The 15,305-nt window shown below is 64.6% G+C and carries 14 protein-coding genes; 10 read left to right on the top strand and 4 right to left on the bottom strand.

Annotated elements, in window-relative coordinates:
- Nucleotides 1-187: 187 nt before the first annotated feature.
- The 3 genes from IVB26_RS14540 to IVB26_RS14530 form a co-directional block, all read right to left on the bottom strand.
- Complete coding sequence (locus IVB26_RS14540; RefSeq protein ID WP_247972285.1) at nucleotides 188-1,582, bottom strand: M20/M25/M40 family metallo-hydrolase; 1,395 nt, start codon at nucleotides 1,580-1,582, stop codon at nucleotides 188-190.
- 23 nt (nucleotides 1,583-1,605) lie between these two features.
- Nucleotides 1,606-2,946: a glycosyltransferase family 87 protein gene (locus IVB26_RS14535; protein ID WP_247973161.1), complete on the bottom strand. Its 1,341-nt coding sequence runs from the start codon at nucleotides 2,944-2,946 to the stop codon at nucleotides 1,606-1,608.
- Between the two features lie 306 nt (nucleotides 2,947-3,252).
- Complete coding sequence (locus tag IVB26_RS14530; RefSeq protein ID WP_247972284.1) at nucleotides 3,253-4,875, bottom strand: helicase HerA-like domain-containing protein; 1,623 nt, start codon at nucleotides 4,873-4,875, stop codon at nucleotides 3,253-3,255.
- A 344-nt stretch (nucleotides 4,876-5,219) separates the two neighbouring features.
- On the opposite strand from IVB26_RS14530, the gene IVB26_RS14525 reads away from it, so the two are divergent.
- The 9 genes from IVB26_RS14525 (at nucleotide 5,220) to IVB26_RS14485 (ending at nucleotide 13,564) form a co-directional block, all read left to right on the top strand.
- On the top strand, nucleotides 5,220-5,585 hold the full coding sequence (locus tag IVB26_RS14525) for a DUF2267 domain-containing protein (RefSeq protein ID WP_247972283.1): 366 nt from the start codon (nucleotides 5,220-5,222) through the stop codon (nucleotides 5,583-5,585).
- A gap of 26 nt (nucleotides 5,586-5,611) precedes the next feature.
- Nucleotides 5,612-6,019, top strand: coding sequence for a DUF4332 domain-containing protein (locus IVB26_RS14520; RefSeq protein ID WP_246926101.1), 408 nt, complete (start codon nucleotides 5,612-5,614; stop codon nucleotides 6,017-6,019).
- A gap of 212 nt (nucleotides 6,020-6,231) precedes the next feature.
- Nucleotides 6,232-7,101, top strand: a complete 870-nt coding sequence (gene folP, locus IVB26_RS14515) for a dihydropteroate synthase (protein WP_247972282.1) — start codon at nucleotides 6,232-6,234, stop codon at nucleotides 7,099-7,101.
- Nucleotides 7,101-7,469 (top strand): dihydroneopterin aldolase, encoded by a 369-nt coding sequence (gene folB / locus IVB26_RS14510; protein ID WP_247316710.1) that lies wholly within the window; start codon nucleotides 7,101-7,103, stop codon nucleotides 7,467-7,469. Before folP ends, folB begins: the two co-directional genes overlap by 1 nt.
- Entirely contained in the window at nucleotides 7,469-7,960 is a 492-nt protein-coding gene (gene folK / locus IVB26_RS14505) for a 2-amino-4-hydroxy-6-hydroxymethyldihydropteridine diphosphokinase (protein ID WP_247972281.1), read from the top strand. The genes folB and folK overlap by 1 nt, the downstream gene beginning before the upstream one ends.
- 81 nt (nucleotides 7,961-8,041) lie before the next feature.
- The gene (locus IVB26_RS14500; protein WP_247972280.1) at nucleotides 8,042-9,913 is read left to right on the top strand and encodes a methylmalonyl-CoA mutase subunit beta; all 1,872 of its coding nucleotides are present in this window, start codon (nucleotides 8,042-8,044) and stop codon (nucleotides 9,911-9,913) included.
- Complete coding sequence (locus IVB26_RS14495) at nucleotides 9,910-10,374, top strand: GFA family protein (RefSeq protein WP_246929949.1); 465 nt, start codon at nucleotides 9,910-9,912, stop codon at nucleotides 10,372-10,374. The genes IVB26_RS14500 and IVB26_RS14495 overlap by 4 nt, the downstream gene beginning before the upstream one ends.
- Nucleotides 10,375-10,579: 205 nt before the next feature.
- Nucleotides 10,580-12,736: a methylmalonyl-CoA mutase gene (gene scpA, locus IVB26_RS14490; protein ID WP_247972279.1), complete on the top strand. Its 2,157-nt coding sequence runs from the start codon at nucleotides 10,580-10,582 to the stop codon at nucleotides 12,734-12,736.
- 39 nt (nucleotides 12,737-12,775) lie between these two features.
- Nucleotides 12,776-13,564, top strand: coding sequence for an RsiV family protein (locus tag IVB26_RS14485; RefSeq protein ID WP_458309350.1), 789 nt, complete (start codon nucleotides 12,776-12,778; stop codon nucleotides 13,562-13,564).
- 7 nt (nucleotides 13,565-13,571) lie between these two features.
- Here IVB26_RS14485 and IVB26_RS14480 read toward each other — a convergent pair whose 3' ends face one another.
- Nucleotides 13,572-14,039, bottom strand: coding sequence for an SRPBCC family protein (locus IVB26_RS14480; protein WP_247972278.1), 468 nt, complete (start codon nucleotides 14,037-14,039; stop codon nucleotides 13,572-13,574).
- 215 nt (nucleotides 14,040-14,254) lie between these two features.
- On the opposite strand from IVB26_RS14480, the gene IVB26_RS14475 reads away from it, so the two are divergent.
- The gene (locus tag IVB26_RS14475) at nucleotides 14,255-15,247 is read left to right on the top strand and encodes a tripartite tricarboxylate transporter substrate binding protein (RefSeq protein ID WP_247316695.1); all 993 of its coding nucleotides are present in this window, start codon (nucleotides 14,255-14,257) and stop codon (nucleotides 15,245-15,247) included.
- Nucleotides 15,248-15,305: the final 58 nt, after the last annotated feature.

Here is a 15,305-nt window from a genome sequence, read left to right as displayed (position 1 = left end):
TGGCGTAATCCACCATGTATCCGCGAATGCAGGACAAAGTTGGTGGATTACGCCTTCGGCTAATCCACCCTACGGCACCGCGGATAAAGGTCTCGTAGGGTGGGCAAAGCGCAGCGTGCCCACGTTCTTTCACGATCACTGAGAGATGGTGGGCACGGCGCGTTGCGCCTTTGCCCACCCTACGAAGTCACTTCACCTCCGCCAGCGCCGCGAGGATCCTTGCCCAGGAGCGGATCCCCTTCTGGAAGCTGCGGAGGTCGTACTTCTCGTTCGGCGAGTGGATGTTGTCGTCGTCGAGGCCGAAGCCGACCAGCAGCGAGTCGAGGCCGAGCGTGCGCTTGAAGTCGGCGACAATCGGGATCGAGGCACCGGAGCCCATCAGCACGGTCTCCTTGCCCCATTCGTCGGTGAGCGCCTTGCTGGCGGCGGCAAGCGGCTTCATGTTCCAGTCGAGTGCGACCGCGGGCGCGGCGGAATGGTCGCCGAACTCGACCTTGCAGTCGCCGGGAATGCGCGCCGTCACGTAATCGCGAAAAGCCTTGCGGATCTTTTGCGGGTCCTGCCCTTCGACCAGGCGGAACGAGACCTTTGCCGAGGCATGCGAGGGGATCACCGTCTTGGAGCCCTCGCCGATATAGCCGCCCCAGATGCCGTTGACGTCGCAGGTCGGGCGCGAGGAGGCCTGCTCGATCAGGAGGCGCCCCTTCTCGCCGGCCGGGATCGACAGGCCGATCGGCTTCAAAAACATCTCCGGCGTCAGGTTGAGCTTCTTCCATTGCTCGAGGATGTCGGGCGGCAGATCCTTTATCCCGTCATAGAAGCCGGGAATGGTGATGCGGTTGTCGTCGTCGAACAGACCGCCCAGAATTTTCGTGAGCAGCCGGATCGGATTCATCGCGCTGCCGCCGAACACGCCGGAATGCAGGTCGCGATTGGCGGCGGTGATCTTCAGCTCTTCATAGAGCAGGCCCCGCAGCGAGGTCGTGATCGCCGGCGTGTTGCGGTCCCACATGCCGGTGTCGCAAACCAGCACGTAATCGGCTTTGAACTCGTCTTTGTTGGCCTCGATGAACGGCACGAAGTTCTTCGAGCCGACCTCCTCCTCGCCTTCGATCAGGAAGGTGATGTCGATCGGCAGCGAGCCCGTCACCTTCTTCCAGGCGCGACAGGCTTCGACGAAGGTCATCACCTGGCCCTTGTCGTCCTCGGCGCCGCGCGCGACGATGATCTTGCGGCCGTCGGCATGATCGGTGACGACGGGCTCGAACGGCGGGCGGTGCCAGAGATCGAGCGGATCGACCGGCTGCACGTCATAATGGCCGTAGAAGATCACGTGCGGCCGTCCGCCCGCCCCGGTCTTGCCGACGATGGCGGGATGGCCGGCGGTCGGTCTCACCTCGGTGGCAACGCCGAGGCTCGCGATGTCCTTCGCGAGATGCTCAGCCGCCGCCTTGCAGTCCCCGGCAAAGGCCGGATCCGCGGAGATCGACTTGATCCGGAGCAGCGCGAACAGGCGCTCCAGGCTGTTGTCGAAATCCTTGTCGATGTGGTCGAGCACGGATTGAAGCTGCGCATTGGCCATGGTCGGATTCCTGAATTTGAGTCTCAAGGCGACATTTCGAGATGCTTGGGTTTTAGCGCCGTCGCAGGCTGGGAGCCAGCCGCAACCGGCGGATGGCGGATGTGCCATGCGAGCGTACCCGCAAGAACGGCGGTCGCAGCGAGGTTGTTGCCCCAGGCCTGGAGCGCAGTTGGAAACCACGGCAGCGCCAGCAGCATGAGAATGCCGGCAGCGCCGAGGGCCAGCCAGGTTCCGAGGCGCACCTCCGCCCGCTCGTCGAAGGCGGCGCGATGCATCAACACCGTCATCGGGAAGAACAGCCACATGAAGTAGTATTGCCGCGCCAGGGGCGAGGCCACCGTGATCAGGCAGAACAGGATGCCGAGCTCCTCGGCATCCGAGCGCGCCGTTCGCTGCGCTTGCCGCGGCATGATCGCGACGAAGCTGAGCCCTAGCAATGCGGACAACGCCAGCACGATCCAGTTTGCCGTCCTGTAGTCGACGTCGATGATATTCATCGTGCGCGCCGGCTTGTTGGGACTGTCCTGATTGTAGTTGATCGGGCGGACCAGGCGGTGCGTGACGGCGATCAGCGACTGGTTGACCCCCGACCAGTTCTGCTCGTCACGCTGGCCAAAGCCCTTTTCCGAGCTCGTTCCGACCATGCCCTGGTACCAGAGCGCAAGCTCGGCCGCGTTGCGCTCGAAGCCGCGGATCGGCGCCGGCACGACATAGAGAAGGATGCCGGTGAAGGCGACCGTAGCGACGACGGCCTCCCACTTGCGCCGCCAGATCAGATAAGGCAGCACCGCAATTGGAAACACCTTGATGGCGGCGGCGAGCGCGAACATGAAGCCGGCGAGCAATGACCGCTGATACCGCAAGCTCCAGAAACCGTAGAGCATCATCGCCAGCAGGACGAGGTTGGGCTGGCCGAGGTCGAACATATCGAACACGAAGGGCACGGTGACGACAGCAGGCAGCGCTTCCAGCCAGGGACCTGGCTTGCGGTCCGAGCCGGTCATGACGTGGGAGTACGTTCCGGCGTACCACCACGCCAAAGCATTCAGGATCGACAGGACGAGATAGAGCGGGATCTTGCCGAACCAACTCGGGATCGCCAGCAGGATCGCCGGGAGCGGTGGATAGATGAAGTCGAAATACTCGATGGCCGTGGCGGGATAGAATGGCTCACCCTGCAAGACCTGCTGCCCGGCCCAGTACCACAGCGGGTAATCCTTGGTCTTGCCGCTGCCGAAGATCTCGGGGACGAGCACGTCGGCGGTTAGCAGGACGCAGCAGAGCAGAAATAGCAGGTCCAGCGGGGCGCGCAGCGATAGGCGTCTGGGCGCGTCAGGCTTGGCTAACGGGGCGGGCGAGGTCACGGAGTGGTCCTGTGCGGCGGCGAACAGGACGTAGCAGACCGGCGCAGGCTTGGAGAGCCCCTCACCTGAAATTGTTGCGGTGGTGACCTCGGGCGACGGCACATGAGGTGACGAGCAAAGTGCTTGAGCTTCCACAGCGTCATGGCCGGGCTTGTCCCGGCCATCCACGACCTTTATCGCAGCACGAAGAACGTGGATGCCCGGGCCTTCGCCTCGCCGAAGCGGCTTCGGCCGCGCAGGCGGGACAAGCCCGGGCATGACGACCTTTTGGGGTCAAGCGGAATTGCCCAAAACACGGCGTTCTGCCTAGCGCCGCAGCAATCCGCCGAGCGCGCCGCGGACCAGCGTGCGACCGATCGAGCCGCCGAGCTGGCCGCCCACCGACTTGCCGATATTGGCGGCCATCCCGCCGATCACCTGGTTGGTGACCGATCGCGTCACGTCCCGCGCAATGACCTGGCCGGCCGACAGGCGGCCCCGCTTGACGTTGGTGCCGAAGATGGTGCCGACGATCGAGCCGATCTGGCCGAGGATACCGCCGCCGCTTGCGCCGGCCGGGCCGTCCACCGTTACCGCCGTGCCGGCGATGCGCTTCTGAAGGATCTCATAGGCGGACTCGGCATCGACGGCGGTGTCGTATTTGCCCTTGACGGGGCTTGCAGCCATGATCGCCTTGCGCTCATCCGGCGTGATCGGCCCGATGCGGGCCGAGGGCGGCCGGATCATCACCCGCTCCACCATCGCAGGCGTGCCGTTACCCTCGAGGAAGGACACCAGCGCCTCGCCCTTGCCAAGCTCCATGATCACCTTGGCAGTGTCGAGCTTCGGGTTGGGCCGGAAGGTCTGGGCCGCAGCGGCGACCGCCTTCTGGTCGCGCGGGGTGAAGGCGCGCAGCGCGTGCTGCACCCGGTTGCCCAATTGTCCGAGCACGCGGTCGGGCACGTCGATCGGGTTCTGAGTCACGAAGTAGACGCCGACGCCCTTAGAGCGGATCAGGCGGACCACCTGCTCGATCTTGTCCATCAGCGCCTTGGGCGCGTCGTTGAACAACAGATGCGCCTCGTCGAAGAAGAACACGAGCTTTGGCTTCGGCAGATCGCCGGCCTCGGGCAGCTCCTCGAACAGCTCCGACAACATCCACAACAGGAATGTCGCGTAAAGCCTGGGGTTCTGGAGCAGCTTGTCGGCGACCAGGATGTTGACCATGCCGCGGCCATCGCGGTCGGTCTTCATGAAGTCTTTCAGTGTCAGCGCCGGCTCGCCAAAGAATTTGGTGCCGCCCTGGTTCTCCAACACCAGGAGCTGGCGCTGGATGGTGCCGACGGTGGCCTTGGTGACGTTGCCGAACCCCTGCGCGGCCTTCTTGACGTCGGCCAGCGGGCTCTCTTCGGCATCCGCACCCTTCTTGCCGGTATCCGGCACGATGGCATCGAGCAGCGCGCGCAGATCCTTCATATCGATGAGGGTGAGTCCGGCGTCATCGGCGACGCGGAAGGCGACGTTGAGCACGCCTTCCTGCACGTCGTTCAGGTCAAGCATGCGCGCGAGCAGAAGCGGCCCCATTTCCGTGACGGTCGCCCGCACCGGATGGCCCTGCTCGCCGAACACATCCCAGAACACCGTCGAGAAGTGGTCGGGCTGGAATGTCAGCCCCATCTCGGTGGCGCGCTTGAGGATGAAGTCCGCGGGCACACCGATCTCGGAGATGCCGGAGAGATCGCCCTTGATGTCGGCCGCGAAGACCGGAACACCGGCACGCGCAAATCCTTCCGCCATCACCTGCAGCGTCACCGTCTTGCCGGTTCCGGTTGCTCCCGTGACGAGGCCGTGGCGATTGGCGAGCGCCAGCGTCAGCCAGGCCTGCTCGTCTCCCTTGCCGACGAAGATCTTGTCGTCGGTATCGCCGAGCTTGCTGTCCTGTGCGGTCATTATTCTCTCTGATCTCTCTGCCGGTTTCGCGTATTGAAACTCAAAGGCGGCAGTTCCGTAGTTTAATGCATGTCCCACGTCCATTGAAACCATTCAAAGCGCCCGACCTGCGACATTGTCGGATAGGTGCACGACATCAGCCGAAAGTAGGAACGCGGCGTTCGCAACGCGGCAATTTTTCGCCGATTCCATCTCCGCTCTTGCACCGCTGCAACACTTCTCGCGCGTTCGAAGGTGAATCGCGACGACGGCTGCGTTCATCGCTTGTATTTCACATCACACCGGCTCAAGATCGTTTTCGAAAGCAATATTCCGGCAAGCAAACCGGCTGAGGGGCGGGCCTTATGGACGAGCTGATCGGGCGGCTGGCGACAAACGCCAGCATAGATGGTGCTGTCGCTGAAAAGACCGTCGGCATCATCCTGGGCTTCCTCCGCAGTGAGGGTCCTTCCGACAGCGTGCAGGCCCTGATCGATCAGATCCCCGGAGCGGAAGCCGCGATCGAGGCGTCCAGGAGCGGCGGCGGACTGTCGCGGCTGATGGGCGGCGGCCTGATGGCGGTCGGCACGCGCCTGATGGGCCTGGGACTTGGCATGTCCGAGATTCAAAACGTCGCGCGTGAACTTTTCCGCTTCGGCCGAGACAAAATCGGAGCAGATCAGATGGGCAGGATCGTTGCGGGGACGCCGGGCCTCAGCCAGTTCGCCTGAGGCCTTGGCATTTCATATCGAGTATCATGACATATCCGATCTCCGAGATTGAGGGCCTGTCGGTCTTTGCCGCCAACAAGTTGAAGGCGCAGGGCATCCGCACCACCGATGCGCTGCTCGAGGCGGCCGGCACGGTGAAGGGCCGCAAGGCGCTTTCCGCCAAGACCGGCATCAGCGAGCAGCTGCTGCTGGAATGGGCCAACGTCTCCGACTACATGCGTATCCCCGGCATGGGCCGCGCCAAGGTCGGCCTGGTCCGCGCCGCCGGCGTCACCACCGTGCGTGAGCTCGCCTATCGGAATCCGGCAAGGCTCGCCCAGAGCATGCGTGACGCCAACGAGAAGAAGAAGCTGCTCCGCATCCTGCCTTCCGAGAAGTCGGTCGGCGACATCATCGCCCAGGCGAAGAAGCTGCAGCCGAAGATCACGTACTAGCCCACTTCCCTCTCCGTCATCCTGAGGTGCTCGCCTCTTCGGCGAGCCTAGAAGGATGCACGGCCACAGCCACATCGGCATGGAGAGAGCCGGGCCGTCGCCCTTCGAGGGCCGCTGAAGAAGCGGCCACCTCAGGGTGACGGTGCTAGAGGGCTGCTCATCCACCCCCTCCCCGCTTGACTCCCTCTCCCTGACCGCGCAAAGCCACGCGCATGAATGCCTCGCCCTCCCCATCCGTCCCGCCGGCCGGCTCGGCCGGGCTAGATGCGCTGCGGACGCTGCTGGAACGGCCCATTCCGGCGGTGATGGGCGTGCTCAACATCACCCCGGACTCCTTTTCCGATGGCGGCGAGTTCATCGCGCCCGAGCAGGCGCTCGCGCGGGCGCGGGCAATGATTGCGGACGGCGTCGACATCATCGATATCGGCGCCGAGTCCACCCGGCCCTACAAGGGCGCCAAGGCAGTCACGGCGGATGACGAGCTTGCCCGGTTGAAGCCGGTGCTGGCGGGCGTGGTTGCACTCGGCGTGCCGGTCTCGATCGACAGCATGAAGGCCGAGGTGGTGGCCTTCGCGCTCGACCAGGGCGCGGCGATCCCCAACGACGTCTGGGGCCTGCAGCGCGACGCCGCGATGGCTCCACTGGTGGCCGCGAAAGGCGTCCCCGTCATCGTCATGCACAACCGCGACGACGCCGATCCCGCCATCGACATCATCACGGACATGAAGACGTTCTTCCTGCGTTCGCTGGACATCGCCGCAAAGGCCGGCATCGCGCGCGACAGGATCGTGCTCGATCCCGGCATCGGCTTCGGCAAGACTGCCGAGCAGAGCATGACCGCGCTGGCGCGCTTACGCGAATTCGAGATGTTCGGCCTGCCGATCCTGGTCGGTGCCTCGCGCAAGCGCTTCATCGCCTCGGTGTCGCCGTCGGAGCCGAAAGAACGGCTCGCCGGCTCGATCGCCGCGCATCTGATCGCCGCGCAGCGCGGCGCAAAAATCATCCGGACCCATGACGTCGCCGAGACCTTGCAGGCCCTGCGGGTCGCGAACGCAATCGAGGGCAAGCCAGAGAACACGTAATGACCGATACGATCTTCGTCACCGGCCTGTCGATCCACGCCCGCCACGGCGTGATGGACCACGAGACCGAAGTCGGCCAGCGCTTCGTCATCGATCTCGAACTCTATACCGACCTGTCGGAGCCTTCGCGCAGCGATCGGCTCGCGGATACGGTGTCCTATGCCGACGTCGTCGCGACCACGACGGCGGCATTCAAGAACACCAATTACAAACTCTTGGAGCGCGCCGCAGGCGCAGTGGCCGACGCCATCCTGTCCAACTTCCCGCGCATCCGCGCCGTGAAGATCACCGTGCACAAGCCGCATGCGCCGATCGCCGCGATCTTCGACGATGTCGGCATCATGCTGACGCGCTCACGGCATCCCTGATGGCGAGCGTCCTGATCGCACTCGGTGGCAATGTCGGCGATGTCCGCGCGACGTTCGGCAAGGCGATCGCCCATATCTGCGGCATGGCGCAAGCCGCGCTGATCGCGCGCTCCTCGGACTATGCGACGCCGCCCTGGGGCGACGAGGATCAGGCCCCCTTCATCAACGCCTGCGTCGAGATCGAGACCGACCTCGATCCGCATGCGCTGCTGTTCGTGCTGCAGAAAGTCGAGCAGAAATTCGGTCGCACGCGTGACAAGGAACGGCGCTGGGGACCGCGCACGCTCGATCTCGACATGATCGCCTATGACGATGTCTCGTTGCAGAAGCCGGACCTGACCTTGCCGCATCCGCGCCTGTTCGAGCGCGCCTTCGTGCTGGTGCCGCTGGCCGAAATCGCGCCGGACCGCGTGATCTCGGGTATTCGTGTGCGTGACGGGCTCGCCAGCGTCTCGACGCAAGGCATTGAGCGGCTTCCGGATACCGGTTAACCAAAAACGACCGTTTGCAGGGACGGTCCGCCGTGGCAAATTCGCCTGCGAATAACGAGACGTTTGGGAGCCCCTCGCCGCATGACCTCCGTGACTGACGACCTGCCGCTGGCGGCGGATTTTCCCCAAGCAACCGTCGAAGACTGGCGCAAGCTGGTCGATGGCGTGCTGAAGGGCGCGCCGTTCGAAAAGCTAGTCGGCAAGACCTATGACGGCCTGAAGATCGAGCCGCTCTATCCGCGCACCAAGGGCATTGCGCCGGTGTTGGGGCGGCCGTTAGCTGCGCCCTGGCAAATCGTCCAGCGGATCGACCATCCCGATGCGACGGCCGCAAATGCGCAGGCATTGCAGGATCTGGAGAACGGCGCGACCGGGCTCGCTCTGGTGTTCGCCGGCGGCAGCGGCGCTCATGGGTTCGGCCTGGAACCTTCGGCCGATGCGGTCGCAAAAGTCTTGAAGGACATCCATCTCGATGCCGGCATCGGCGTCGAGCTCCAGATCGGACCGCAATCGCGGATGGCGGCGATCCATGTCGCGGAATATGTGAAGAGCAAGGGCCTGGATCCCGCCGCCTGCGACATTCGCTTCGGGCTCGATCCGCTCGCGGCCGGCGCGGTGTGGGGCCACAGTCCTTATACCTGGGAGGAGATTGCTCCGGCCGTCACCGGCGCCATCAAGGGGCTCGCCGGGCTCGGCTTTAGGGGACCGTTCGCGTCTGCCGACGGACGCGTGATCCACGACGCCGGGGGCTCGGAGGTGCAGGAGCTTGCCTTCGTGCTCGCCTGCGGCGTTGCTTACCTGCGCGCGATCGAAGGCGCCGGCATTCCCCTGGAACAGGCGCAGGGCATGGTCTATGCGCGGCTTGCCGCCGATGCCGACCAGTTCCTGACCATGGCCAAATTCCGCGCGCTGCGGCTGTTGTGGGCACGCATCGAGACGGCCTGCGGGCTGACGCCAAAACCGCTGTTCATTGCCGCCGATACGGCCTGGCGCATGCTGACGCAGCGCGACCCCTACGTGAACATGCTGCGCGCGACCATCGCGACGTTTGCGGCGGGACTCGCCGGTGCCAACGCGATCACCGTGCTGCCGCACACGCTGGCACTCGGCCTGCCCGATCCGTTCGCGCGGCGCGTGGCGCGCAACACGCAAGCCCTGCTGCTGGAGGAAAGCAACCTCGGCAAGGTCAGCGATCCCGCGGCGGGCGCGGGCGGCATCGAGACGCTGACCGCGCAGCTTTGCGATGCCGCGTGGGCGCTGTTCCGGGAGAGCGAGACAGCCGGCGGCGCCTTCGCCGCGCTTCAGCAAGGCCTGTTTCAGAGCAAGGTCGCAGCCGCGCGAAAGGCGCGTGACGCCAACATCGCCAAACGCCGAGACGTGCTGACCGGCGCCAGCGAGTTTCCCAACCTGCACGAGAGTGAAACGAGGGTGCTCAAGGCGACGCCGGTTGCGCTGACACCGTACGGTGAGCAGAAATACAAGTTCGATGCGCTGCCGCCGATCCGGCTTGCGCAACCGTTCGAGGCGCTGCGTGACAAGTCCGATGCGGCGCTCAAGTCGCGCGGCACGCGGCCAAAAGTATTTCTGGCCAATCTCGGCACGCCCGCCGATTTCACCGCGCGCGCGACCTTCGCCAAGAGCTTCTTCGAGGCCGGCGGTATCGAGGCCACGGGCAGCGAGGGCTTTGCCGATCCGGCCAAGCTGGCTGCCGCCTTCAAGGCGTCCGGCGCGGCGCTTGCCTGCCTTTGTTCCAGCGACAAGGTCTATGCGGAACACGCGGAAGCTGCGGCGAAGGCCCTGCAAAGGGCGGGCGCGCGACATATCTATTTGGCAGGCCGTCCGGCTGAGGCCGAGGCGGCACAGCGGGCCGCCGGCGTCACGGGTTTTGTTTTCGCCGGGGGCGATGCGCTTGCGACGCTGCAGGGCGCCTACCTTCGGATGGAGCAGCCATGACGGAAGCAGGTAAACCCGTTCTCACCGGCGGCTGCCAATGCGGCACGGTCCGCTTTGCGCTGACGGCTACACCGAACAAGGTGTCGATCTGCCACTGCCGGATGTGCCAGAAGGCCAGCGGCGCGCCGTTCGCCTCCTTTGCCGACATCAACAAGACGGACTTTGCCTGGACCAAGGGAAAGCCGTCGTTCTTCCGCTCCTCCACGATCGCCGAGCGCGGCTATTGCGCCGCCTGCGGCACGCCGCTGAGTTTTGGCCGCATCGACGGCGAGCGGATCGAGATCATGACCGGCGCGTTCGACCGCCCCGACCACGTGGTGCCAACGCGGCAATACGGAACTGAATCCCGGCTCGGTTGGGTCGTCGGAATCGCCAACCTGCCGAGCCAGACCACGCAGCAGAATTACGGGCCGGAGAAGATGGCGACGATCGTCAGCCATCAGCATCCGGATCATGATTAGCATAATCTGGAGCATGAAACCGGGATTAGGCCGCGATGCAGTTGGTGTTAGCCTTCTTGGCGTTCTTTCTGCTCGATTTGTTAGTCCTGCTGTTCCACGCAGTGATGTGGCTTATCACTAGAATGGTGAGGCTCATGATCAGGCCCCTCCGCCATCCGGTTCAGGAACTGATCGAACGAAACCGTAAGTTTGAGGAATCCAAGGAATGAGCCGCATTCCCAATTTCGCCGACGTCGCCTTCGAGCGCACTGCCGCCGCCCCGCCGTCAGGCAGCGCCGAGCCATGGCTGACGCCGGAGGGCATTCTGGTGAAGCCCGCTTATGGCGAGGCTGATCTTGCCGGGCTCGACTTCCTCGAGACCTATCCTGGCATCGCGCCTTACCTGCGCGGCCCCTACCCGACCATGTATGTCAACCAGCCCTGGACCGTCAGGCAATATGCCGGCTTCTCCACAGCGGAGGATTCCAACGCGTTCTACCGCCGCAACCTGGCGGCAGGACAGAAGGGCCTCTCGGTCGCCTTCGATCTCGCCACCCATCGCGGCTATGACAGCGACCATCCACGCGTCGGCGGCGACGTCGGCATGGCCGGCGTCGCCATCGATTCCATCTACGACATGCGCACGCTGTTTGCGGGCATTCCGCTCGACCAGATGAGCGTGTCCATGACCATGAACGGCGCGGTGCTGCCGATCCTCGCGCTCTATGTCGCCGCCGCGGGCGAACAGGGTGTGCCGCCGGAGAAGCTGTCGGGCACCATTCAGAACGACATTCTGAAAGAGTTCATGGTGCGAAACACCTACATCTATCCGCCGGCGCCTTCGATGCGGATCATCTCGGACATCTTCGCCTACACCTCCACGAAGATGCCGAAGTACAACTCTATTTCCATCTCCGGCTATCACATGCAGGAGGCCGGCGCGACGCAGGACCTCGAGCTCGCCTATACGCTCGCCGACGGCGTCGAATATTTGCGCGCCGGTCTTGCCGCCGGTCTCGATGTCGACCGCTTCGCGCCGCGCCTGTCGTTCTTCTGGGCGATCGGCATGAACTTCTTCATGGAAGTCGCCAAGCTGCGCGCCGCGCGCCTGCTCTGGGCCAAGCTCTTGAAGCCGTTCAACCCTAGGGATCCGCGCTCGCTCTCGCTACGCACGCACAGCCAGACCTCGGGCTGGTCGCTGACCGCGCAGGACGTCTTCAACAACGTGATGCGCACGACGGTGGAAGCGATGGCGGCCACCCAAGGCCACACCCAATCGCTGCACACCAACGCGCTCGACGAAGCGCTGGCGCTGCCGACCGATTTCTCGGCGCGCATCGCCCGCAACACCCAGCTGTTCCTGCAGCAGGAGAGCGGCACCACCCGCATCATCGATCCCTGGGGCGGCTCGTATTACGTCGAGCGGCTGACGCGTGACCTCGCCGCCAAGGCGTGGGGCCACATCCAGGAGGTCGAGGAGCTCGGCGGCATGGCCAAGGCGATCGAGGCCGGCCTGCCGAAGCTGCGCATCGAGGAAGCTTCCGCCAAGACCCAGGCCCGCATCGATGCCGGCAAGCAGGCGGTGATCGGCGTCAACAAGTACAAGCCGACCGACGAGGTGCCGATCGATATTTTGAAGGTCGACAACACCAATGTCCGGCGCTTGCAGATCGACAAGCTGACGCGGCTGAAGAGCGAGCGCAACCAGAAGGACGTCGATGCCGCGCTCGCGGCCATCACGCGTTCGGCCGGCGAAGGCAATGGCAATCTGCTCGCGCTCGCCATCGACGCGGCACGGGCGAAAGCAACCGTCGGCGAAATTTCGGACGCGATGGAGAAGGTGTTCGGCCGGCACCGCGCCGAGATCAAATCCATCACCGGCGTCTACAAGCGGGAGGCGTCCAGCATGGGCAACCAGGTCGAGAAGGTTCAGGCGCTGATCGACGCCTTCGAGGAGGCCGAAGGCCGCCGCCCGCGCATCCTGGTCGCCAAGATCGGCCAGGACGGCCACGACCGCGGCCAGAAGGTGATTGCGTCCGCCTTCGCCGACATCGGCTTCGACGTCGACATCGGGCCGCTGTTTGCGACCGCGGATGAAGCGGCACGGCAGGCGGTCGAGAACGACGTGCACATCCTCGGCGTCTCCTCGCTCGCGGCAGCGCACCTTACCGCAGTGCCCGAGTTGAAGGCCGCGCTGAAGAAGCAGGGCCGCGACGACATCATGATCATCGTCGGCGGCGTGGTGCCGCCGCAGGATTACGATGCGCTCTATGCCGCCGGCGCCGAGGCGATATTCCCGCCGGGCACCGTGATCGCGGAGGCCGCGGAGGAGCTGATCCGCAAGCTGAATGCGCGGCTTGGGCATAGCGAGGCGGCGGAGTAGCCGTCGCCGTCGATCTTCCGACAAGAAGGATTTTGCGTGATGTGTCTCGCGCCAACGTTCATGCGCGCGCTCGCTGTCGCAACGGTTTGCAGTGCGCTGTTTGGCTCCGCCCACGCAGCCGACCCCAAGCCCGACGCCGTCATCAAGACCAAGAGCATCGACGCCCGCGTCTTCCTCGACGACAGGATCAAGGCGGATGCGGCGCTCGCGGCGGACTGCCTTGCCGAAGGCAAGAAATGGCTCGACAAGAACGCGGCCGAAGCTGCCGCCTCGCGCAAAGCCGATCCGCAATTCTTTAAAGAAGGCGGCTGGGACTTCGAGCGCAAATATGAGATCCGCTCGGTGGTCGCTGACCGCTACGTCAGCGTCCTCCGCAACGACTACATGAACACCCGCGGCGCGCATCCCAACTCGGACGTGAACACGATCCTGTGGGACAAGGCCGACAACAAGCGCATCTCGATCCGGCCGTTCTTCACCGAGACCGCCGACAACGGCGCGACCATGAAGGCGATGGTGAAGGCCATCATCGTCTCGCTGACGGCCGAGAAGAAGAAGCGCGGCGCCGGCGAAACCGTGACTGACGAATGGTTCAAGGAGCTGAAGCCGAGCCTGATGAAGGTCGGCGCGGTGACGCTCGTGCCCTCGACCGAAGCGGGCAAGAGCTCCGGCCTCACCTTCCACTACCCGCCCTACGCCGTCGGTCCCTACGCCGAGGGCGAGTATGTGGCATTCGTGCCGTGGGAGATGCTGAAGCCTTACCTCACCGCGGAAGGCACGCGCATCTTCGGCGGCGCGCGGCCGAAGGGCGACGCGGAAGAGCAGTGAGCGATGGCTAACTGGCCCGAGCCAGCGTCCGCGCAAGCGAATCCGCCCAACCGGGAATCCAGGACGCAAACAGAGCTTGCCAGCGATCGGCGTCCGCAGGTTCGGTATCGAGCGCGACCGACCATTCGATCAGGGTACGGTCACCCTCGGTGATCGGACGCAGATGCATGGTGCCTTGATAGCGTGCTGGCGCCGTCCTCTGGCTTCCGTCATCCTGCGGATACGGCAGCGCTTCGAGACCGGCATAGGTCAAGGTGTGCTGCCGGTCCGAGTGATCGACCAGGCGCTGGCGGATCCAGTTTCCGAGATAGCAGAAGCGTCTGATGGCGCCGACTTCATCGCCGCGCTTGTCGTCTTCGATCACACTCTCGCTCACGCCGTCGATATAAGCGGGATAATTGTTGAAATCGCGGATCAGCGACCAGACTTCGTGGAGCGGGCGGTCCAGCACGGCGCTGTAATAGGCTTGGGTCATCGATGGCTTGCCTTTGCTTTCGTTACGCGCTCAGATTGACGGCGCGTGCGGGCAAAACCCACCCGATTTCCGACTGCCCATCCGAATGGGCATGCAGTATTCACACAACATGTCGATCTCGTTGGTAGCGCTACCTTGCGGCGGCGCTGCAAAGCCGACTAGAATGTCGCCATTGACAAGAGCGCCACGTCACGGGCGCCGCTGGGAGGCATTCAATGTCCAAGATTTCGCGCCGCACTTTTGCGGCTTCAACGGCCGCAGTCGCGGCATCCGCCGCATTCGGGTTCAAGCCCGCGCTCGCGCAAGCCTATCCGGCCCGTCCGGTCACCGTGATCGTTCCCTGGGGCGCTGGCGGCGGAACCGATGCGACCGCGCGCATTGTCGCTGCGCTGCTGGAAAAGGACCTCGGCCAGCCCTTCAACGTGGTCAACCGCACCGGCGGCTCCGGCGTGGTCGGCCATAGCGCGATCGCGACCGCACAGCCCGACGGCTACACCATCGGCATGCTCACCGTCGAAATCTCGATGATGCACTGGCAGGGCCTCACCGAGCTGACGCCGAAGAGCTACACGCCGCTGGCCCTGATGAACGAGGACCCCCCGGGCATCCAGGTCTCCTCATCCTCGCCCTACAAGACGGTCAAGGAGCTCGCCGAGGCGATCAAGGCCGCCCCTCCCGGCAAGTTCAAGGCTTCGGGCACCGGCCAGGGCGGCATCTGGCATCTGGCGCTGGTCGGCTGGATGCAGGCGATGGGCCTGCCCGCCAACCAGGTCGCCTGGGTGCCGTCGAACGGCGCAGCGCCAGCGATGCAGGATCTCGCCGCCGGCGGCCTCGACCTCACCACGTGCTCGGTGCCGGAGGCGCGTGCCATCATCGAGGCGGGCAAGGCGAAGAGCCTCGCCATCATGGCCCCCGCGCGCAATCCGGTGTTCAAGGACGTGCCGACGCTGAAGGAGGCGATGGGCATCGACTACGCAACCGGCGCCTGGCGCGGCATCGGCGCACCGAAGAACCTGCCGCCGGAGATCGCAACCAAGCTCACGGCGGCGCTGAAGAAGGTTTACGAATCCGCCGAGTTCAAGGACTTCATGAGCAATCGCGGCTTCGGCACTGTCTGGGGCGATGCCACCCAGTTCGCAGGCTTCATGGACAAGGGCGACGCCCAGATGGGCGAAGCGATGAAAGCGGCGGGCCTGAGCAAGGCGTGATTGTTCACCCCTCCTCGCGTGCGGCGGGCTATCGCTTATGAAGAAGAAGGTGGCGAGT

The organism is Bradyrhizobium sp. 195, assembly GCF_023101665.1.
Lineage (GTDB): Bacteria > Pseudomonadota > Alphaproteobacteria > Rhizobiales > Xanthobacteraceae > Bradyrhizobium.
Note: the sequence above shows the minus strand (reverse complement) of the source record. Positions and strands in the feature narration are given on the sequence as shown.

What these genes read in the sequence shown, in the direction of transcription:
- IVB26_RS14540 (WP_247972285.1), bottom strand. Translation starts at nt 1,582, where the DNA reads ATGGCCAATGCGCAGCTTCAATCCGTGCTCGACCACATCGACAAGGAT.
- IVB26_RS14530 (WP_247972284.1), bottom strand. Translation starts at nt 4,875, where the DNA reads ATGACCGCACAGGACAGCAAGCTCGGCGATACCGACGACAAGATCTTC.
- IVB26_RS14525 (WP_247972283.1), top strand. Translation starts at nt 5,220, where the DNA reads ATGGACGAGCTGATCGGGCGGCTGGCGACAAACGCCAGCATAGATGGT.
- IVB26_RS14520 (WP_246926101.1), top strand. Translation starts at nt 5,612, where the DNA reads ATGACATATCCGATCTCCGAGATTGAGGGCCTGTCGGTCTTTGCCGCC.
- folP (WP_247972282.1), top strand. Translation starts at nt 6,232, where the DNA reads ATGAATGCCTCGCCCTCCCCATCCGTCCCGCCGGCCGGCTCGGCCGGG.
- folB (WP_247316710.1), top strand. Translation starts at nt 7,101, where the DNA reads ATGACCGATACGATCTTCGTCACCGGCCTGTCGATCCACGCCCGCCAC.
- folK (WP_247972281.1), top strand. Translation starts at nt 7,469, where the DNA reads ATGGCGAGCGTCCTGATCGCACTCGGTGGCAATGTCGGCGATGTCCGC.
- IVB26_RS14500 (WP_247972280.1), top strand. Translation starts at nt 8,042, where the DNA reads ATGACCTCCGTGACTGACGACCTGCCGCTGGCGGCGGATTTTCCCCAA.
- IVB26_RS14495 (WP_246929949.1), top strand. Translation starts at nt 9,910, where the DNA reads ATGACGGAAGCAGGTAAACCCGTTCTCACCGGCGGCTGCCAATGCGGC.
- scpA (WP_247972279.1), top strand. Translation starts at nt 10,580, where the DNA reads ATGAGCCGCATTCCCAATTTCGCCGACGTCGCCTTCGAGCGCACTGCC.
- IVB26_RS14485 (WP_458309350.1), top strand. Translation starts at nt 12,776, where the DNA reads ATGTGTCTCGCGCCAACGTTCATGCGCGCGCTCGCTGTCGCAACGGTT.
- IVB26_RS14480 (WP_247972278.1), bottom strand. Translation starts at nt 14,039, where the DNA reads ATGACCCAAGCCTATTACAGCGCCGTGCTGGACCGCCCGCTCCACGAA.
- IVB26_RS14475 (WP_247316695.1), top strand. Translation starts at nt 14,255, where the DNA reads ATGTCCAAGATTTCGCGCCGCACTTTTGCGGCTTCAACGGCCGCAGTC.